The sequence below is a fragment of the Burkholderia sp. AW49-1 genome (assembly GCF_053427845.1).
In genome coordinates, this window is the sequence record NZ_JBSAXF010000028.1 from 20,216 (window position 1) to 38,506 (window position 18,291).

Consider the following 18,291-nt stretch of genomic DNA (forward strand, 5'->3'; position numbering starts at 1 on the left):
TTTGCTTTGGGCGCCTACTTTTACTTTTGCGCGACTACCGCCAGTTCGGCGACATACGCGTCGATTACGGTCTTGAGCCGGTCGGCGAGCGCTTCCTGATGAGACGCATCGACTCCCTTCAGTTGCAGATCCAGACGCCCGTCCGGATAGGTCTTCAACTGACCGATCGCGCGTGATTCGAGCGCGAAATCGTGGCGAACGCTGTAACGCGTGCGCCCGGTCTTCTTGTTGCCGTCGCTCTGTGCGCGCAGGAAATTCTCGAGGTCGCGCACCGACTTTTTTCGGTCGATCACTGCCGTGAGCAGACGGTCGGCAGCCGGTTCGCCCAGGCGCTCGAAAATCAGCTTCAGGAAGTACGCCGCCTGCAGCCCGACCACGTCGTTCGCGCTGGCCATCCGTTCGAGCAGTGTGTTCGGCAGTGCGTTCAGCGACAGTGTCTTGCTGATCGATGCCTTGTCCTTGCCGATCTTCTCCGCGAGCGTGTTCTGGTCGGGGAATACCTTTTCGTCGAGGAGACGCTTCCATGCGACTGCATCGTCGAAGATGGTCTGGCGTTCGTGGTCGTGGTTGGCGCGATACGCGATCGTGTAGAGCTGCTCGGGCGTGTGGTCAGTGCGAAACGTCGCGTTGATCGTCTCGTCGCCGTTGATGCTCGTCGCGCGCAAGCGGCGTTGCCCGTCGATCACGACGAGCTTGCCGGGAAATTCCGGAAGACGCGTGACCTTGATCGGCTCAATCTGCCCTTCCCGCTTCAGCGTCAGTGCGAGTTCGTGCAGGCTCGACTCGGAATAGAACACGCGCGGGTTGAACGGGTTCGGGATGCAGTCCTTGACCGCGACCTTCTGCGGCGCGCCGAGATCGAGCGCGTCGGAGGGGGGGGCAGCGGTCGAGACGACGGGCGTTGTGGCTTCGGCGGTGGGATTCGACACGGGCGTCGGCTCGGGCAGGCGCGTTTCCAACGCGGCGTTTTCCTGGGCGAGCCCCCGCAGCAAGCCGGCTGCGAGGTGCAGATTGCCGGTCGGCTTCTTCTCTTTGGATGTGTCCTTAGCCATGAGCGGCTCCGGTAGCGCGCGTCGACGCGATGTATTGGGCCATTTCGGTGACCAGTCTCTCGATTTCCGCGCGGGCTTCCTTCAGCCCTTTCAGGTATCGATTGTGATGATGGATCGTGGTGCCGAGCGCGAACGTCTGCCGGTAGACCTCGCGCTGCGCAATCTGGCTGTCGAGCAGATGCTCCCCTATTTCTTCAGCTCTTAGAATTTTTAAAATTTCTTCTCGCATTTTAGTTTTTCCATTGACACTATTTAGCATCAGCGCAGAAGATAAATTCGGGTTACGAACGGCACGCATCGATTCGATCATGCGAATCATCGCGACGGTGCTGTACAGGTCGGCCGGCGATGGCGACAGCGGCACGAGGCAGAAGTCGGCGACTTCGAGCACGGATGCGATGCGCGGGTCTTCGAGGTTGCCGGGGCAATCGACGACGATCACATCGAAATTTGCATCCTGCTTCTTGATCTCGCCGCCGATGCCTCGGCCTGCGGGGGCCAACGACAGAACCGTCATCGGGAGCGTATTTTCGCCGCTCGTCACCCATCTGACCGATGTGCCTTGAGGGTCGGCGTCGATCAAGGCGACCTTGTTGCCGCCCGCCTCGAAAGCTGCAGCGATATTGACGGAGATGGTGGTCTTTCCAGTACCACCCTTTTGATTACTGACGGCGATCTTGAAAGCCATTAAATTCCCCAAGGAGTTTTGCGTAATATATTCAGTTATTGTTGAAAAGTCCAGAAATTGCTGGACGATGCGAAAAATTTTCTGATGGATGTTGTTGTCACGTGACAAGCCGATCAAATGCCTTGAAGGTTTTATGACTATTGCGCGAATGAAAAATAAAAATACATCACAATTCATTCGAGAGATGGACGGTGCTAATCGAATGGTGAGGACTTGGGAGCAGGCGGTCGATACCCACGTGTGATCGCCCTATCACCAGGAATTCTGGCGCGGTTTTGCAAGCAGCCCATGGCACTGAGTTGCGTCGGATATCTAGGGTTGTCACGTGACAAGCCGATCTGGCTGGCTAAGCCCCCATACTGCTGGGCGGCAAGCATGCAGACACGATGTGCGGAGGTAATGCCGATGTTTTCTTCTTCCCCGCTCCTTATTGCGGAGGCCTACCCCGGATATGACGGCAGATACCCATGCTGCGACTGATCCGGGTTGTTACGTGACAACCAACCTAAGCGTTGATACTGGCCACATATCACCGTCCATAACGCACCCGTTGCAGAAGTCGCGAGTGTGAGGAAGTCCGTTCGACACATGACCGCGTTGTGTTCGATTGAGCCACGTCACAGGTGCGCAAGCTATCGATTTGTTGTCACGTGACAACCGTTACGGATGGATGCCTGAATGAGCGGCTTGACGCCGACGCCGCGTCTTCGGTGGTGCCGTCTGAGAGGAAGGTGCTGGATTAGCTGAGGATATGGGAGTGATCTCTGTTGTCCGCCCCGATTGACGTCCTTTCTAGACCTCCAGCAGCGCATACTCTCAATCACCCGGGGCGCTAATTCCAGAGGAGAGGGGTGTGATATGGCCCCAATAAATGACGGTATCCGCTGGCGACGATGGCGAGGTAGTGCAGGACGGGACAGATATTGAGTCTTGTGATGGTGTCAGCCATTCTTGGGCTTACGGACGCAAATTCTCGCGCGTTGGTGAGGGTGAGATGGCGAAAATCGGCAGGGCGTGAAACAATTCTCCCAAAAGGGCAGGGCCCCGGAAATCCTTGTCAGGCAATGGCTTGCACTACTTTCTTCATGTTGTTTCACGCAAAATGAGTGCGGACGCCAGGTGAAATAGGGGCGTATGAATTTGGCGCGCGCGATTCGGCCTGGATAACGACGAGCCCAACAATTTCGTAACGTATGATACGTGTTTTGTGATGATCGATACGTCTCGCGAGGGCAACGTGTAATTCGACCGGCCTATTGACGACCTGGGGCATCGCGGAATCCGCCAGCGGGGACATCAATAGGTGTGGCGCGTCCTTCATCGCCAGTTGTCACGTGACAACGCGTTGCGCCGACGGGGCCGGACTGCAGACCTGGCGTCGCGAGAAATCGAAGCGGGCGCCTGCTCGATATCGAATTTGAGCCCCGCCCCCGTCTGTCCATCGCAGTGCGGATGCCGCGTGAATGTGCAGACTTTGCGTCAAAAGGGCGAAGCGCATCGCAACAACTGAATCGACCGTGCGTATATCTCCGCCTTCGCCGGATGCGCGCTATCGGGGGCGATTGATCATCGTCGCTGACGATCGACAGAAAAGTCCGCTACCACGCCGCATAGCACAACGAGAATTCACCGTCGCGGCGTTTCCGCCCGGAAAACCGCCGCGGGCAGCAAACCTACTTCGTCGCCTGCGATGCGCACGGCAGCTGCCACCGGCGTGCCTTCGTTGCGGGAGTCTTGGCTGGCTCATCGACTGTGCGCCACCAACGTTCACCGCGATGCGGTGCATCCAGATCCAGCCGCTCGCCCATCCTGGGCGTAGACAGCTTGACGCCTAGTACCATTGCCAACGCGGTGATGCGCTCGAAGGGCTCCTGCCAACGGTGCATCGCGAGATCGAACGTGCCGTTGTGAATCGGCATCAGCGTGCGCCCGCGCAGGTCGATGTGCGCCTGCACGGTTTCTTCCGGCTGCAAGTGCACGTAGGGCCACTGCGGGTCGTATGCCCCGGTCTCGATCAGCGTCACGTCGAAGGGCCCAAGCCGTTCGCCGATTGTCCGGAAACCGTCGAAGTAGCCGGTATCGCCGCTGAAGAACACCCGCAGATCGTCGTCGACGATGACCCATGACGCCCATAGCGTGCTGTTGCCGTCAAACAGGCTGCGTCCGGAGAAGTGTTGTGCTGGTGTCGCGGTCAGCGTCAAGCCATCGACGTCCACACTTTGCCACCAGTCGAGCTGACGTACCTTTTGCGCGTCGATACCCCAGTCGATCAAGCGGTCGCCGACGCCCAGCGTCGTGACGAACACGCCAGCGGTCGCCGCAAGCGCGAGCACCGTGTCACGGTCGAGGTGATCGTAGTGATCGTGCGACAGGAGCACGCCACGCAACGGCGGCAGGTCCTCGAGCGCGATCGGCGGCGCATGGAAGCGCTTCGGGCCGATGTGCCGGAACGGCGATGCGCGATCGGCAAATACGGGATCGGTCAGCCAGAATTCGCCTCGAAGTTTCAACAGCAGCGTCGAATGCCCTAGCCGATACAGGCTGCGGTCGGGGGCTGCGTCGAGTTGTTCGCGAGTCAGTGAATCGATGGGCAATGCGCCTGTCGGAACCGTGTTGCGTGGCTTGTTGACCAGCATGTTCCATGCGATGCCGAGCGTTTTGCCGAAACCTTCGGCCGGTCGCGGAGCAACGTTGCTGAAGCGGTCGCCGTTGTGTTGCGGCGACTCGCCGGACAGTGTGCGGCCACGCCTGGCGGCGGCGAATCCCAGTACGCGATGAAGAAATACAAGAGGCGACGCCATGTCGATCGTCCGGAAAATTAAGTACACCGGGTAGTGTAATTTGCCTCTGAGAAAAGTAAACTCCGGGGTGTAAAATTTTTCGAATGAATACGAGCACCTCTCCTCAACGGCTGACCGACCGAAAGCGTGCGGCAATACTCGCCGCGGCGATCGACGAATTCCTCGCGGCCGGCTATGACGCGACCAGCATGGATCGCATCGCCGCGCGCGCGGACGTGTCGAAGCGCACCGTCTACAACCATTTCCCGGGTAAGGAAGCATTGTTCGCGGCGATCCTGCATCAGCTGTGGGACGCGACGCAGACCACCGGCGCGCCGGCCTACCGCGCTGACGTCCCGCTGCGCGATCAACTGCTTGCGCTGCTGGGCCGCAAGTTGCGGTTGCTGAACGACGACGCGTTTCTTGCGCTCGCCCGCGTCGCGATCGGCGCGGCCATCCATTCGCCTGAACGCGCGCGCGACATGGTCGAACGCATGAGCGAGCGCGAAGAAGACGTGACGGTCTGGATTCGTGCTGCCGCGGCGGCTGGCCGGTTGTCGGTGACCGATCCCGTATTTGCCGCGCATCAACTGCACGGGATCGTGAAAGCGTTCGCGTTCTGGCCGCAAGTGACAATGGGCCAGCCGCCGCTCGGCGTGCAGGAACAACAGAAGGTCGCGGAAACGGCTGCCGACATGTTTCTTGCATACTACGCGCGCGCGGATCACGCCGATGTGTCACGTACAGTGCAAGACTGACCGCGCGTCGCGCGAAGCGCGATGCGGAATAGTCACGTCGATATCTGCAACGCGAGCCTCATCCTCCGCCTCAAGGAAAGCGCCATTCGACAACCGGCGAACGCAGGCACTGGTACACACGTCGACGTAGCCGGATTGAGCCGTACCGACGCATGCGGCAGGTGCAAATGAAACCGAACGCGAGCGAAAATCGATGAAGATGCTGTTGATCGTCTATCACACGATGACCGGAGGCACGAAGCAGATGGCCGAAGCGGCCGCGGATGCCGCGCGCGAGCAATCCGGCGTCGACGTCAGATTGCAGCGTGCGGATGCGACTAGCGCGGCCGACGTGCTCGCCGCTGGCGCCTACCTGTTCGCTACGCCGGAAAATCTCGCCGCGATGTCCGGGCTGATGAAGGATTTCTTCGATCGCTGTTACTACGCAGCGCTCGATCGCGTGAACGGTCGACCGTATGCGGCGATGATCTGCGCCGGCAGCGACGGACAGAACGCGCTGCGTCAGATCGACAGGATCGCGACCGGATGGCGGCTCAAGAATGTGTCGCCGGGCCTGATTGTCTGCACCCATGCGCAAACGCCGGAACGGATCCTCGCGCCGAAGACGATTGGAAGCGAGGATCTCGCGCGCTGCGCGGAGATCGGCGCGGGACTCGCTGCAGGTCTTGCACTCGGCGTGTACTGATTGCCGGCGATCGAGCTGGCCGAAGCGGAGCCTGCCGCCGAGCGGCGTGAAATCGCTCGTCTGGCGGTCCACGAGACAGGCCGTGACTTCGAACAGCCCGTCGCTGCGCCGATAGCCGAGCATGTCGATGTGCCGATGGTGAATCTCTTCGCGCATGACGCCGTCGTGCGGGAGGTCGTGTTCGGGATTCATGTATTCGCTCCGTGTCGCGCGACCGGCGTCGTCGGCTGAACGGCGCGTAGTGAAGCCGGCCACGCGAACTGCCCACGGTATCGATTCGCACCCTGCTACGCACTTCCCGATGCCTGCGTGCGCTCGACGATCGATGCGGACGCAACCAATAACCTGGCGGCAGGGATCGATGCACATTCACCACACCGCACGGATTGCATGGGAAAGCTCGGTCTTTCGGACGATGCGAATCGGCGGAATCTGACGTCTTCGCTATCCGTACCATTGCTCTTCATTTCGCATTGTGGAGTAATCGATGCACCGCGTGGCTGGCGCGTTGAGGCCGAAAGTGCCAGTAGCGACACTACGTAACGCAAGTGTCGATTCACCGCGAAAACGCCGCCATAATGCGCAACACGACCGCGCGGACGAATTGCCGCTCCCCCGGATCCGTCAAATGCGAACCGGTGAGTCAACCGACTGCCGCGCGTACCGGTATACTTCCACTCCTGCCTTTATCCGGCATCGTGGCCGGGTGCCTGAAACAGTGGTGGTGGCGATGCGGCCCCGCAATGATCCGCGTCGGTGGCAGACGAGCCGCAGGCGATGCGGCGAACGCCGATGTGCGGAATGGCTGCACGAACCACACCTTATATTCCTGGTGGATTGAATTTATGGGTTTTGAACAACTTGCCGAATTGCGGGCGCAGCTCGCAGCAAAGGCCAAGCAGGAGCGCAACGCGAAGCGACCGGCTACGCAACCGGACGCAGGCGCGAAGCCGAAGTCCGGCGACCGGCCCGCTCGTGGGGCCAAATCGGGTGCCGGGGCCAAAGCGTCATCCGGCGCGAAGCCCGCTTCGGCGAAGCCGTCGACGCCGGTCGATCCGGTCATCGTCGCGATCGGCAAACTGCAGCGCCGCTTCCCACGCGCGTTCCCGAAGAATCCGGCGCCGAAGGTGCCGCTGAAGGTCGGTATCTGGGACGACCTCGCTCGCGAGGCGCAAGCCGTCGGCCTGAGCGAGGCCGAGCTGCGCGAGGCGATGTCCACGTGGTGCCGCGGCAATCGTTACTGGTCGTGTCTCGTCGAAGACGCGGTGCGGGTCGATCTGCAAGGTAACGAAGCGGGGCGCGTGACGCACGACGACGCGGCGCGTGCGCGCCGGCTGAAGTCGCGCCGTCCGGGCAACAAGGGCGGCGCGCAAGCGGCGAAGGGGGCACCGCAGCAGCCGAAGGCAGAAGCGCAGGCCGACGCCGCCGCGCAGCAGCCGGCAGCCGGGGAAGCACCGGCCGACGCAGCACCGCAGCCCGAGCAGCAAACGGCCGCGAGCGAGTAACACGCGATGTGTCGCCGCGCGACCGCGCGGTGACGACCTGCCTGCACCGCGCATGCAGTGCATCACATGACAGACCGACCTGTCCCCCGGGGCAAGTCGGGACTGCCTCCGCTGGCGGCGCCGCCAGCCTCACTCCCATCCTCATCGAACGACCATCGAACGACCATCGAACGACCATCGAACTGACGACGAAAGCGTGTCGTCGGCCGCCGTGTGCGCAAGGCATCTGTCACACGGGCAAGCATGGCGACATGGATAAGGGTCGGCGTGCATCATGAATTCGCAGTTGTGCCGCAACCCTGCGAACGTTGCGCAGTCGGGCGTCGCGCGCGACTGCGCATCGATGCGCGTGCGCGGATGGTCGACGCGTGCGTCATCGTGTTGGTGGCCCACATCCACCCGCTCATGCGTTATCCAGATAATTCGTTTTCCTAATGTAGATGGATTGCAGATGAATCCCGGATGCGCATACACGCGAATATGTCGCGCGTGAGCCGGTGTCAGACGCGACGTGCGGTCGTATTCGAGAAACCGCAGGGCGATGTACGGACGCACCGCACGGGTGCTCGCCCGTCGGTTGGCGAGCCGTGACATACACGCGATAATCTCCTCGGCACGAATCGTCGGCCCGGCACGTTACCGGCAGCGCATGACGCGACAGGTACCTGAAAGCCAGCGCAACTCCCACAACATTCCCCGAAACTGAAAGGCACCGGCAAGGCGTACGCGTCACCGCGTCACACGAAGCTTGCCGATTTCATACGCACAACGCGCTACGCAAAGACCGCATCATGAACCCGAGACATTCCGCGATTCTCGTCGCGCTCACGGCTGCCGCGCTGTTCGGCGCCGCGACGCCGCTCGCCAAGGCACTGATCGGCGCGATGTCGCCGTTCATGGTCGCCGGCCTGTTCTATCTCGGCAGCGGAATCGGCCTCGGCGTCGGAATCCTGTTGCGCGGGCTGCGCCGCCGCCGCGCGCCGGCCGAGAACGCCGCGCCGCTGCAACGCTCGGACCTGCCGTGGCTCGCCGGCGCGATCGCGGCCGGCGGCGTCGCGGGTCCGGCGCTGCTGATGCTCGGACTGTCGAGCACACCGGCTGCGACAAGTGCGCTGCTGCTCAATCTCGAAGGCGTGCTGACGGCGGTCATCGCGTGGGTCGTGTTTCGCGAGAACGTGGATCTCCAGGTGTTTCTCGGCATGGTCGCGATCGTCGCCGGCGGCACGCTGCTGTCGTGGGGGCCGGGGCGCGCGGGTGTGCCGGTCGGCGCGTTGCTGATTGCCGGCGCATGCCTGTGCTGGGCGATCGACAACAACCTGACCCGCAAGGTCGCCGCGAACGATGCGATGGTCATCGCGTGCGCGAAGGGCCTGGTCGCCGGGCCCGTGAACATCGGTATCGCGCTCGCGACCGGCGCGGCACTGCCCGCCATTCCGGCCGCGGCCGCCGCGATGCTGACCGGCCTCGGCGGCTACGGGATCAGTCTTGTGTTGTTCGTCGTGGCGCTGCGCCATCTCGGCAGTGCGCGCACGGGCGCGTATTTTTCGGTGGCGCCGCTGTTCGGCGTCGTGCTGTCGCTGCTGATCTGGCCGGCGCTGCCGTCCGTCACGTTCTGGATCGCGGCCGCGTTGATGGCGCTCGGCATCTGGCTGCACGTGCGCGAACGGCACGAACACGAGCACGCGCATGAACGACTCGAGCATACGCACCGGCATCGGCATGACGAACATCATCAGCACACGCATGATTTTCCGTATGACGGTGATGAACCGCACACGCATCCGCACGTGCACTTGCCGATCACGCACAGTCACGCGCATTTCCCGGACATTCATCACCGCCATCGGCACTGATTGCGCGGCAAAGGAGAACGACGCGCGCGGCATGCAATGCGCATCGCAAAGTAGCTGTTTATGGGGACGTTATCGGGTGCCCGCGGGGTCGCGTCGACGTCGTTCGATTGCGACTCAATCTTCCGTCTGAATCAACCGGATCAACGACCCGTCCGGGTCGATCAGCGCGCCGACGGTGCCGCCCCATGCCTCGCGCTTCGGCCGATGCGCGCGTGGCCAGCCGGTCGTCCGTTCCGGAATGCCGGCGGCGAGCACTTCATCGAAAAACGCATCGACGTTGCCGAGCCGGAAACAGCAGCTGAACCAGCTCGTGGCCGGGTCGAGAGCGGGATGCGGGAAGAATTCGAGCAGCAGATCGCCGCGTCTCAGGATCATCCAGCCGTCGTCGCGCCAGGTTTCGACGAACCCGAGCTTCGCGTAGAACAGCGACGTGGCTTCGAAATCGCGCGACGGCAGATTGGGACTCGCAAAGTCGGTCAAGGCTGGTTCTCCAGTGAGCGTTGCGGTCGAACGAACGCGCGGGAAAACGCGCAGACGGGATGTCGCGCATCATCGGTCAAATGATGCGCACCGACAAGCTGCGCAGGCCGCCGTCGCGGTTATCGTCCCGGGGGGAAGCAGAATCCGAAATCCTCGCAGCCCGGGCATCCGGGCGCGGGCCCGGGCGGCAGGCCGAGCGATGCGGCCACTTCCTGGGCGAGGAATTTCTTCCAGCGCAGTTGCGCGACATTGCGTGCGGCAAGCGCGGGGAAATAGCGATCGAGCATCGCGGTTACCGCGTCGCGTCCGTCAAGGCCAAGATCGCGCCACAGGTGATCGGGGCGCAGGCACGCATGCGCGATGATTGCAGCGACGCAGTCGGCATCGTCGTGCGCGACGGCGGGATGTGCATCCCGCATCAACAGCGCATGTAGCGTCGCGACGAATTGCGCGTGCGCGGCCGGCAGCGGTGCGATGGTGGCCGTCGGCGCGAGCGCCGCCGCATCGGCGGAACTCAGGCGCGGAAACCGGCGGGCAAGCAGGCCGTTCAGCCGGGCGGGAGACAGGCCGAGCAGCGCGAGTTCGTTGCGGCATGCGCGTGCCGCAATGAGTTCACCGAACAGACGTGCATCCGGAGAATCGGTGTCGGCCGCGCCGGACAGCAGCGCTTGCAATATGCGTCGATGCGCATGCTCGAGCGCGGACGTCGTCATTGCAATCACCGGAGAATCACTCGACCCCGACGATCACGCTCGATGCCTTGAACAGCGCGGACGCGGCTTTGCCGCTCGCAAGGCCGAGACGATCGACGCTGTCGTTGGTGACGATCGCGACGATCTCGGCGCCGCCTGCGGCCTTGATCACGACTTCCGAATTGACCGCGCCCTTCGCGATCGACGACACGGTACCCGCGACACAGTTGCGCGCCGACACCTTGCTGCCGTCCACGTCGACCATCACGATCACCGACGATGCCTTGACGAGCGCGAAGGCCTTCGCGCCGGCCGCGAGGCCGAGCGATGCCACGCTGCCATGCGTGATCACGGCGACGATGTCGAGGCCGTCCTGGGTACGCAGCGTGATTTCGTCGTTGACGGCACCGGGCTTGACGGCGCTGATCTGGCCGGCGAATTGATTACGGGCGCTGGTGCGCATGATGACTCTCCAGGAAAGGGGGGCCGCCCGGCGGGCGACGAGCGAACGGCGGAAACCGCGGACGAGTTTACCGGCAATGCAAGTCAAGCGCGACGTGGGCATCGACATACCGGACATGCGAAACGGCGCACGATGCTGCGCGACGGCAGGCGTGTCGTACACGCCGTGCCGCGCGCGCTTACTGCTTCGCAGCGGCCGACGCAGCAGCCGGCGTGCCCGCCGTCGACGTCTGCTGCGCCGCAGCGGCCGTTGCATCGCCTTCCCAGCCGCCGCCGAGCGCGAGGAACAACTTCACCTGGTCTGCGGCAACCTGACCTTCGGCCGCGGCGACCTGCGCACGCACGCTCGTCAGCGTGCGTGTCGCATCGAGATCCGAAATGAACGACTCGCGACCGGCCGTATACAGCCGATGCGTTTCGTCAGCGGAACTGCGCGCCGATTCGTAGGCCGTACGCAGCGCGTCGGTGCGCTGCACGTCGGCCGCATAGGTCGCGAGGCTCGACTGCGTCTCGCGCAGCGCGTTCAGCACGACGCCGTCGAAGTGCGCGAGCGCGCCGCCGGTCGCCGCCTCGGCTTCGCGCACGCGCGCGCGCTGGCCGTTGACCGGGAACGACCAGCTGATCAGCGGTCCGAACGACCAGCGATTCGTAGTGGACGAAAACAGATCGGCGGCGACGCCGACCGACCCGGCGGACGCGCCGATGCTGATCGACGGATACAGCGCGGCGGTCGCGACGCCGATCCGTGCGGTCGAGGCGGCGAGCTGACGCTCGGCTTCGCGGACGTCGGGACGGCGGCGCAGCAGCGCTGCGCCGTCGCCGATCGGAATCGGCTGGCGCAGCTTCGGCAGGCGCTCGCATTCGGCGACCGCCTTCGGCAGGTCGGCGGGCGAACGCGCGAGCAGCGCGGCGAGCTGGTATTGCGCGATCTTGCGGCGGCCTTCGAAGCGCGGGATGTCGGCCGCGAGCGTGCGTACCTGCGTGACGCCGCGCGTAACGTCGGTCTGGTTACCGCGTCCCGCATCGCGCAGGCGCTGCGACAGCTTCACGCGCTGCTGCTGCAGCGCGAGCGACTGCTTCGCGATCGCGAGTTCGTCGCCGGCGGAGCACGATTCGACGTATGCACGCACGACGTCCGCGACGACGGTGATGCGCGCGAGGTCGGCGGCCGCTTGCACGGCTTCGCTGTCCGCGCGCGCGGCCTCGACCCCGCGCCGCAGCTTGCCGAACAGATCGAGCTCGTATGACACGCTGATGCCGACCGCGCCTTCGTTCACGACCGGCAACTTGTTTTCGAGCAGATATTGTTCGGCCGATTCCTGCGCGCGCTGCACGGCTGCTTCCGCGCTGCCGGAGAAGCCGCCCTGTTCGTTCGCGACTTCCAGCGCTGCGCGCGAACGCGCGAGGTTGGCCGCGGCGACGCGCAGGTCGGTGTTCGATTTCAGCGCACTGCGCACGAGTTCGTCGAGCACGGGATCGTCGTACAGCTGCCACCAGTTGCCGGGCACTGCGTCGCGCGACACGAGCGTGCCGTTCGCGTCGTCGAGCGCGTGGTTCGCGAGCGGCGCATTCACGTATGCCTGCTGCGGCAGCTTGTAGTCGGGGCCGACGGATTTGCACGCGCCGAGTGCGAGCGCGAGCGGCGCGAGTGCCGCCGCGAGGCGCAGGCCGTGCCGCTTCATTGCGATGCTCCCGTCGCGCTGACGGTCGCGGGTGCGGATGCCGCGGACGCGCCGGCGGCCGGCTTCGCATTGTCGTCGCGGCGCGTGTCGGTGCGCACCGCGACGGTCGCGGTGCGGCCGGCGATCATCCGGAAGTCGTCGGGCACCTCGTCGAGCACGACGCGCACCGGCACGCGCTGCGCGAGCCGCACCCAGCTGAATGCGGGGTTCACGTTCGGCAGCAGGTTCGCGCCCTGTGTGCGGTCACGATCCTCGATCGCAGCGACGATGCTCTGTACATGGCCGCGCAGCGGATGCGGCTCGCCCATCACGACGATGTCGACCGGCTGGCCGATATGGATGCCGCGCAGCTTGGTTTCCTCGAAGTAGCCGTCGACGCGGAACGAGTTGCGATCGACCACCGACAGCACCGCGCGGCCGGCCGGTACGTATTCGCCGACGCGCGGCGCGCGGTCGTTCAGGTAGCCGTCGACGGGGCTCACGATCGTCGTGCGCTGCAAATTGAGCTTCGCGGTGTCGAGCGACACCTGTGCATCGGCGGCGGCGGCTTCGCCCTGTTCGACGCGCGTGCGGCTTTCCTCGACCTGCTCGCTGGCGACCAGGTTGCCGAGCTGCAGGTTGCGCGCATATTCGCGCTTCGCCTGAGCGAGCGTCGCGCGACGCTGCGCGAGCGTCGCTTCGGCCAGGCGCTCCGCGAGCGTGTAGCGGGCCTGGTCGATCACGAACAGCACCTGGCCGCGCTTCACCTCCTGGTTGTCGGCGACCTGCACCGCGGTGATGAGCCCCGACACGTCGGGCGCGACCTGGATCACGTCGGCGCGCACGTGGCCGTCGCGTGTCCACGGCGAGAACATGTAGTAGTTGATGATCCGCCACAGTACGAGGGCGGCCACGACGACGACGATCAGGGTGAGCAGGATCTGCCCTGCCGAGAGCCAGGTTTTTTTCACGGTTAGCTAGCCACGAGATGGTGAGACACGATGACGACCGCGGCAAGCACGAACACGTAGATGCCGAGGTCGAAGATCGAACGGTGCCAGACGAGGCGGTAAAAGCCGACGCGTTCGAGCAGCGCGCGCACGACGATGTTGATCAGATAGGCGATCAGCATCAGCACGAGCGGAGCCGGCACGAATACGCCGAAGATGTCGATTTCGCCGATCATGGTCGCGGTCGGAAAGACAGGTTGGAAAGCGGGATCATGCGGGCGCTCCGTCCGGTGCGGCGTGCGGCGGCTGCCCGGACGCGGCCGGGTACAGCGACAGGCGCAGGCCGACGAGCGCGTGCAGCGTGTCGCGCAGCCGGCGGTGTGTCGCGGGCGTGGTCGGCGCTGCGGGAGCGTCGTGCGTCGTGCCGTCGCCCGCCGATGCGGCGGCCGTGCCGGGCAGGTTGCGGCCGGCCACGCGCTGCAGCGCGTCGTCGATCGATGCGAGCAGCGCCGGCGGTGCAGGCTGTCGCGCATTCGCGGCCGCGCAGCGCGTGTAGTGATCGGTGACGCCGGCCAGCACGCGGTCGATCGCGTCGGGCACGTCGCCCGTCAGCTTGCGGCGCGAGCGGCGCAGGTCGAGCGCGTTCAGCGCGATGCGCAGGTCGCGGAAGCTCTCGATCGACGGATGGCGGTGGTCGTCCGACGCGCCGAGGCGCGGCAGCAGTTGCGTGACGCGATCGAGCATGCGCGATGCGTGGTTGCGCTGGTCGTCGAGCGGCTGCGTCGATGCGGAGCGTGCGACGTCTTCCCAGCCCGAACGCAGCAGGCGCCGCACCGCGAGTTCCGCGCCGAACGGACGCGTCGCGCGCGTCCAGACGTACGCGAACAGCAGCCCGGCGACGCCCGCGAGGTTGCTGTTCAGGAACACGAAGAAATCGGCGTCGTACGCGCTCTGGATGCTGATGAAGGTCGCGGTGTTCACCGCGACGAGCATCGTCACCATGTTGAACTGCGGGCGCGGCAGCAGCGTGCCGATCAGGATGAACGGCCCCGCGAACATCAGTACGAGCATCGGGAAGTCGTGCACGTGCGGCAGCACGACGAACAGGTACAGCCCGGCGAACACGACGCTCGCGGCCGTCGACAGGAAGAACTTGAACACCAGCGGTGCCGGTTCGTCGAGCGCGGCGAAGAAGCTGCACGACACGGCCACGAGCGTGACGGCCGCGGCGCCGTCGTGCCAGCCTGACGAGATCCACAGCGAGCATGCGACCACGATTGCGAGCACGACGGTGAGCGTGGAGAACAGCATCATCCCGCGATCGAAGAAGCGTTCGGTGCCGCCGAGCCGCCAGTGCCGGAAACGCGGCTGCCAGACGCCCGACTCGTTCGCGATCAATGCGCGCAGCGAGCGGCAGTCCTGCCAGATGTCGATGACCTGATGCAGCCGCCACAGCGCGTTCGACAGCAGCGCGCCGTCCCAGCTCGCGAGCGCGCTGTCGGACGGCTGCAGCGACGCAATGCGCTCGCGCAGATTGTCCGCGACCGGATCGTGGGCCACGTCGCCGTCGGTGCCGGTCTTCACGGCCGGCAGCGGCGCGTCGAACCACTTTGCCGCGTCGGCGAGCAGCGCGTCGAGTGCCGGTGGCCGCACGTGCAGGTCGCGCATCAGCGCGATCAGCGGATCGGCGAGCGACGACATCAGCGGCAGGAACAGCTGCATGCGGCCCGCGAGCGCCTGCGCACGGGCGAGCACGCGCGGGTGCGCATGGTCGTAGCTCAACTGGCTCAGCAGGAATTCGAGGCCGGTGATGGTCGCGGCGAGGCGTTGCCGGCACGCCGACAGCGCCTTGCCCGCGATGTGCCCCGACAGCGTCTCGCGACCGTAGAACGCCGCGTCCTTGAACCATGCGTCGGTGCGCTCGATCAGCGTCGGCGCGAGGCGGTTCGGGAACGCGGCGCTGCCGACCACGCTCGCGCACACGATGCCGAGCACGATTTCCTCGGTCCGCGCGATCGCGACGTCGAAGATCGTCGACGGATCGGTCACCGTCGGCAGCGCGACCAGCGGCATCGTGTAGCCGGCGAGCATGAACACGTAGCTGCGCGCGGTGCGGTCGGAGATCGCGAGGTAGAGCAGCGTGCCGCACCACGTCGCGACGATGATGCTGAACAGGAGCGGCGTCTCGACGAACGGCGGCACGAACAGGATCGCGGCGGCCGCGCCGAGCGCGGTGCCGAGCGCGCGATACAGCGCCTTCGAGCGCGTCGCGCCGACGAACGGGTTCGACACGATGTAGACGCTCGCCATTGCCCAGTAAGGGCGCGGCAGCTGGAAATACAGGCCGAGGTACAACGCCAGCATCGACGCGGCGAACGTCTTGCCCGAGAACAGCCAGTCGCGAAGGCTCGGATAGGTCATGGCGCGGAATCGGCGGGGTGAGACGGACGCGACGCCGGATGCTGCACGTCAGCCGCGTTGAACGCGTTCAACACGCGCAGCGTCGCTTCGAGATCGGCACGGGTGACGCCCTTGAGCACCTGGGCGCGCAGCACGCGCAGGTCTTCCTCCATCTTGGCGGTGACCGCGCGGCCGGCAGCCGTCAGCGAGATCGTCTTCGCGCGGCGGTCGTGCGGATCCTCGTCGCGGCGAGCGAGGCCGGCCGCGCACAGCTGGTCGAGCAGGCGCACGAGCGATGGCCCCTCGATGCCGACGTGTTCGGCGAGCGTGCCCTGGCGCACGCCTTCGCCGAGGCGGCCGGCAATCAGCAACGGCGTCGCACAGGCTTCGGACACGTTGTACGCGGTCAGCACGGTGTCGCTCGTGCGGCGCCATTTGCGCGCGGTGAGCACCAGCAGGCTGCTGACGGCGAGACGGAGGTCGTGCAGATTGGTCATGGGCGAGATGATAGGGGCAAAAACATTCGATAGCAAACTATCGTTTTTGTCACTCGCATGTCATGCCGCATGCCCGGGCGCAGACCTGCAACGAGCAATTTAGGCGGCCGGTCCGGCGCTGGTCAAGCTGTCAACTTGCAAGCGAGCGGCGGATCCTTACGTGTCGCGTGCAATCCGGATCGAACGCGGCGATCGCACGTGGCGGGTCGGCGGTCAGGTGTGGGTTGTAGGGATGTTGTAAGAAAGATGCGATTCGGACGATCGCGTACCGGCTGTGCCGACCGACCGGGATCGCGCGATGCGCGTCGTACTGTCCTGGCTCCGCACACGATTGCACTAGGACAATAATCTCCGGGTGTCTTTCTGAGCGACCATGCGGAAGCAACGACGGAGACATCGAGATGGGACGGACCGAGGTATCGGCGCGCTGGCACGACGCGATCGGCGCGGTGCACGGGATCGAGTCGAAATACAAGCGGCTCGTGAAGGCGATCGCCGCCGACATCGAAAGCGGCGCCCTCGCGCCGGGCGTGCGGCTCGCGCCGCAGCGCGACGTGGCGTCGAGTCTCGGCGTCAGCGTTCAGACCGTCACCAATGCGTACAAGGAACTGGAAAGACAGGGCCTGATCCGCTGCGAAGTCGGACGCGGCAGCTTCGTGGCCGCGCGCGTGACCGAATCGATGTCGAACTACATCCTCGATACGGCCGAGCGCGAACTGGTCGACTTCTCGATCGCGCGCATCGTGCACACGCCGGAGCACGACGCCGCGTGGCGGGCCGTCTGCGCGGCGCTGGCCGATGCCGACGACCAGCCGTGGATCCGCTCGTTCCGGCCGATCGCCGGCCTCGATGCGCATCGCGAGGCCGGCGCCGCATGGCTTGCGTCGCTGAATCTGCCGGTCCATCCCGAATCGCTGCTGATCACGAACGGTGCCGCGCACGGCATCTTTCTCGCGCTCGCGTCGATCGTCGGGCCGGGCGACACCGTGCTGTGCGAGAGTCTGACCGACCACGGCGTGATCGGCTCCGCGAACGTGCTCGGGTTTACGCTGAAGGGGCTCGAGATGGACGAACACGGAATCCGTCCCGAACATTTCGAGGAAATGTGCGACGGCGAGCGAATCAGTGCGCTCGTCTGCACGCCGACCCTCAATAACCCCACGGTATCGATGATGTCCGATTCGCGCCGCAAGTCGATCGCGCGCATCGCGTCGCGCTACGGCGTGTACGTGATCGAAGACGACGTATACGGCCCGCTGCCCGCGAAGACGGCCACGCCGATCGCGAGCCTGATTCCGGACCTCGGCTTCTACTGCACGAGCATGACGAAATCGGTGCTGACCGGGCTGCGCACCGGCTATCTCGCGATGCCGAGGCGGCTCGCGCTGCGCGTCGAGAGCGTGCTGCGCGTGAGCAGCTGGATGGCGACGTCACCGATCGCGGAGATCGCGACGCGCTGGATCGCGGACGGCACCGCGCGACGGCTCGTCGAACTGCAGCGGCAACGGCTCGCGGTGCGCCAGGACATGGTGAAGGCCACGCTCGGCCCCTATGTGCTGGGTGCGCATCCGAATGCGCTGTCCGCGTGGCTGCGCGTGCCCGACTACTGGCAGGCCGACCGGCTCGTGCGCGAATTGCGGACCCGCAAGATCGCCGTGACGTCGCCCGATCCGTTCCTCGTCGGCGGCACCGAGCGGCCGAACGCGGTGCGCGTGTGCATCGGTGCGGAGACGACGGATGCCGCATGCAACGCCGCGCTCGCGACGATCGCGGGCGTGTTCGAGCAGTATCCGCACGTGCACGACTTTCACTGAAGCGAAGCGGGCGT

Annotated in this window: 17 protein-coding genes and 1 pseudogene; 5 read left to right on the forward strand and 13 right to left on the reverse strand. The window is 64.9% G+C overall.

Going from position 1 to position 18,291, the window contains the following annotated elements; genetic code table 11:
* Positions 1-20: 20 nt before the first annotated feature.
* From ACV22W_RS27920 to ACV22W_RS27930, 3 genes are all read right to left on the reverse strand, one after another.
* Positions 21-1,052: a ParB/RepB/Spo0J family partition protein gene (locus ACV22W_RS27920; protein ID WP_448022714.1), complete on the reverse strand. Its 1,032-nt coding sequence runs from the start codon at positions 1,050-1,052 to the stop codon at positions 21-23.
* On the reverse strand, positions 1,045-1,740 hold the full coding sequence (locus tag ACV22W_RS27925) for a ParA family protein (protein ID WP_006759638.1): 696 nt from the start codon (positions 1,738-1,740) through the stop codon (positions 1,045-1,047). The genes ACV22W_RS27920 and ACV22W_RS27925 overlap by 8 nt, the downstream gene beginning before the upstream one ends.
* Positions 1,741-3,413: 1,673 nt before the next feature.
* Positions 3,414-4,541, reverse strand: coding sequence for an MBL fold metallo-hydrolase (locus tag ACV22W_RS27930; RefSeq protein WP_448022715.1), 1,128 nt, complete (start codon positions 4,539-4,541; stop codon positions 3,414-3,416).
* Positions 4,542-4,624: 83 nt separating this feature from the next.
* On the opposite strand from ACV22W_RS27930, the gene ACV22W_RS27935 reads away from it, so the two are divergent.
* Together ACV22W_RS27935 and ACV22W_RS27940 are read left to right on the forward strand one after the other, a co-directional pair.
* Entirely contained in the window at positions 4,625-5,278 is a 654-nt protein-coding gene (locus ACV22W_RS27935) for a TetR/AcrR family transcriptional regulator (RefSeq protein ID WP_448022716.1), read from the forward strand.
* A gap of 193 nt (positions 5,279-5,471) precedes the next feature.
* Positions 5,472-5,963, forward strand: a complete 492-nt coding sequence (locus tag ACV22W_RS27940) for a flavodoxin family protein (protein ID WP_448022717.1) — start codon at positions 5,472-5,474, stop codon at positions 5,961-5,963.
* 33 nt (positions 5,964-5,996) lie between these two features.
* Here the strand turns inward: ACV22W_RS27940 and ACV22W_RS27945 are convergent.
* Positions 5,997-6,155, reverse strand: a pseudogene (locus ACV22W_RS27945) (DUF2889 domain-containing protein); the annotation flags it as partial.
* Positions 6,156-6,808: 653 nt separating this feature from the next.
* Here ACV22W_RS27945 and ACV22W_RS27950 point away from each other — a divergent pair.
* Positions 6,809-7,468 carry a ProQ/FinO family protein gene (locus ACV22W_RS27950; RefSeq protein WP_448022751.1) on the forward strand — a complete coding sequence of 220 codons (660 nt, stop codon included), beginning with the start codon at positions 6,809-6,811 and terminating at the stop codon, positions 7,466-7,468.
* Between the two features lie 141 nt (positions 7,469-7,609).
* On the opposite strand, the gene ACV22W_RS27955 is transcribed toward ACV22W_RS27950, so the two are convergent.
* The gene (locus ACV22W_RS27955) at positions 7,610-8,062 is read right to left on the reverse strand and encodes a hypothetical protein (RefSeq protein WP_448022718.1); all 453 of its coding nucleotides are present in this window, start codon (positions 8,060-8,062) and stop codon (positions 7,610-7,612) included.
* Positions 8,063-8,259: 197 nt separating this feature from the next.
* On the opposite strand from ACV22W_RS27955, the gene ACV22W_RS27960 reads away from it, so the two are divergent.
* Complete coding sequence (locus ACV22W_RS27960) at positions 8,260-9,321, forward strand: DMT family transporter (protein ID WP_059690984.1); 1,062 nt, start codon at positions 8,260-8,262, stop codon at positions 9,319-9,321.
* Positions 9,322-9,435: 114 nt separating this feature from the next.
* Here ACV22W_RS27960 and ACV22W_RS27965 read toward each other — a convergent pair whose 3' ends face one another.
* The 8 genes from ACV22W_RS27965 to ACV22W_RS28000 all read right to left on the reverse strand — a co-directional run bounded on the left by ACV22W_RS27965 (position 9,436) and on the right by ACV22W_RS28000 (position 16,463).
* A complete protein-coding gene (locus ACV22W_RS27965; protein WP_448022719.1) occupies positions 9,436-9,801 on the reverse strand; it encodes a bleomycin resistance protein in 366 nt (121 codons plus the stop codon).
* A 119-nt stretch (positions 9,802-9,920) separates the two neighbouring features.
* Positions 9,921-10,514 carry a nitrogen fixation protein NifQ gene (locus ACV22W_RS27970; RefSeq protein WP_448022720.1) on the reverse strand — a complete coding sequence of 198 codons (594 nt, stop codon included), beginning with the start codon at positions 10,512-10,514 and terminating at the stop codon, positions 9,921-9,923.
* Between the two features lie 16 nt (positions 10,515-10,530).
* Positions 10,531-10,956, reverse strand: a complete 426-nt coding sequence (locus ACV22W_RS27975; protein WP_059690987.1) for a TOBE domain-containing protein — start codon at positions 10,954-10,956, stop codon at positions 10,531-10,533.
* A gap of 178 nt (positions 10,957-11,134) precedes the next feature.
* Positions 11,135-12,637, reverse strand: coding sequence for an efflux transporter outer membrane subunit (locus tag ACV22W_RS27980; protein ID WP_448022721.1), 1,503 nt, complete (start codon positions 12,635-12,637; stop codon positions 11,135-11,137).
* Positions 12,634-13,587, reverse strand: a complete 954-nt coding sequence (locus ACV22W_RS27985; protein WP_448022722.1) for an efflux RND transporter periplasmic adaptor subunit — start codon at positions 13,585-13,587, stop codon at positions 12,634-12,636. Before ACV22W_RS27985 ends, ACV22W_RS27980 begins: the two co-directional genes overlap by 4 nt.
* Positions 13,588-13,589: 2 nt before the next feature.
* Positions 13,590-13,802 carry a DUF1656 domain-containing protein gene (locus tag ACV22W_RS27990; RefSeq protein WP_044849171.1) on the reverse strand — a complete coding sequence of 71 codons (213 nt, stop codon included), beginning with the start codon at positions 13,800-13,802 and terminating at the stop codon, positions 13,590-13,592.
* Between the two features lie 34 nt (positions 13,803-13,836).
* The gene (locus tag ACV22W_RS27995; protein ID WP_448022723.1) at positions 13,837-15,987 is read right to left on the reverse strand and encodes an FUSC family protein; all 2,151 of its coding nucleotides are present in this window, start codon (positions 15,985-15,987) and stop codon (positions 13,837-13,839) included.
* The gene (locus ACV22W_RS28000; RefSeq protein ID WP_175911992.1) at positions 15,984-16,463 is read right to left on the reverse strand and encodes a MarR family winged helix-turn-helix transcriptional regulator; all 480 of its coding nucleotides are present in this window, start codon (positions 16,461-16,463) and stop codon (positions 15,984-15,986) included. Before ACV22W_RS28000 ends, ACV22W_RS27995 begins: the two co-directional genes overlap by 4 nt.
* Before the next feature lie 401 nt (positions 16,464-16,864).
* On the opposite strand from ACV22W_RS28000, the gene ehuR reads away from it, so the two are divergent.
* Complete coding sequence (gene ehuR / locus ACV22W_RS28005) at positions 16,865-18,277, forward strand: MocR-like ectoine utilization transcription factor EhuR (RefSeq protein WP_448022724.1); 1,413 nt, start codon at positions 16,865-16,867, stop codon at positions 18,275-18,277.
* Positions 18,278-18,291: the final 14 nt, after the last annotated feature.

What these genes read in the sequence shown, in the direction of transcription:
- ACV22W_RS27920 (WP_448022714.1), bottom strand. Translation starts at nt 1,052, where the DNA reads ATGGCTAAGGACACATCCAAAGAGAAGAAGCCGACCGGCAATCTGCAC.
- ACV22W_RS27925 (WP_006759638.1), bottom strand. Translation starts at nt 1,740, where the DNA reads ATGGCTTTCAAGATCGCCGTCAGTAATCAAAAGGGTGGTACTGGAAAG.
- ACV22W_RS27930 (WP_448022715.1), bottom strand. Translation starts at nt 4,541, where the DNA reads ATGGCGTCGCCTCTTGTATTTCTTCATCGCGTACTGGGATTCGCCGCC.
- ACV22W_RS27935 (WP_448022716.1), top strand. Translation starts at nt 4,625, where the DNA reads ATGAATACGAGCACCTCTCCTCAACGGCTGACCGACCGAAAGCGTGCG.
- ACV22W_RS27940 (WP_448022717.1), top strand. Translation starts at nt 5,472, where the DNA reads ATGAAGATGCTGTTGATCGTCTATCACACGATGACCGGAGGCACGAAG.
- ACV22W_RS27950 (WP_448022751.1), top strand. Translation starts at nt 6,809, where the DNA reads ATGGGTTTTGAACAACTTGCCGAATTGCGGGCGCAGCTCGCAGCAAAG.
- ACV22W_RS27955 (WP_448022718.1), bottom strand. Translation starts at nt 8,062, where the DNA reads ATGTCACGGCTCGCCAACCGACGGGCGAGCACCCGTGCGGTGCGTCCG.
- ACV22W_RS27960 (WP_059690984.1), top strand. Translation starts at nt 8,260, where the DNA reads ATGAACCCGAGACATTCCGCGATTCTCGTCGCGCTCACGGCTGCCGCG.
- ACV22W_RS27970 (WP_448022720.1), bottom strand. Translation starts at nt 10,514, where the DNA reads ATGACGACGTCCGCGCTCGAGCATGCGCATCGACGCATATTGCAAGCG.
- ACV22W_RS27975 (WP_059690987.1), bottom strand. Translation starts at nt 10,956, where the DNA reads ATGCGCACCAGCGCCCGTAATCAATTCGCCGGCCAGATCAGCGCCGTC.
- ACV22W_RS27980 (WP_448022721.1), bottom strand. Translation starts at nt 12,637, where the DNA reads ATGAAGCGGCACGGCCTGCGCCTCGCGGCGGCACTCGCGCCGCTCGCG.
- ACV22W_RS27990 (WP_044849171.1), bottom strand. Translation starts at nt 13,802, where the DNA reads ATGATCGGCGAAATCGACATCTTCGGCGTATTCGTGCCGGCTCCGCTC.
- ACV22W_RS27995 (WP_448022723.1), bottom strand. Translation starts at nt 15,987, where the DNA reads ATGACCTATCCGAGCCTTCGCGACTGGCTGTTCTCGGGCAAGACGTTC.
- ACV22W_RS28000 (WP_175911992.1), bottom strand. Translation starts at nt 16,463, where the DNA reads ATGACCAATCTGCACGACCTCCGTCTCGCCGTCAGCAGCCTGCTGGTG.
- ehuR (WP_448022724.1), top strand. Translation starts at nt 16,865, where the DNA reads ATGGGACGGACCGAGGTATCGGCGCGCTGGCACGACGCGATCGGCGCG.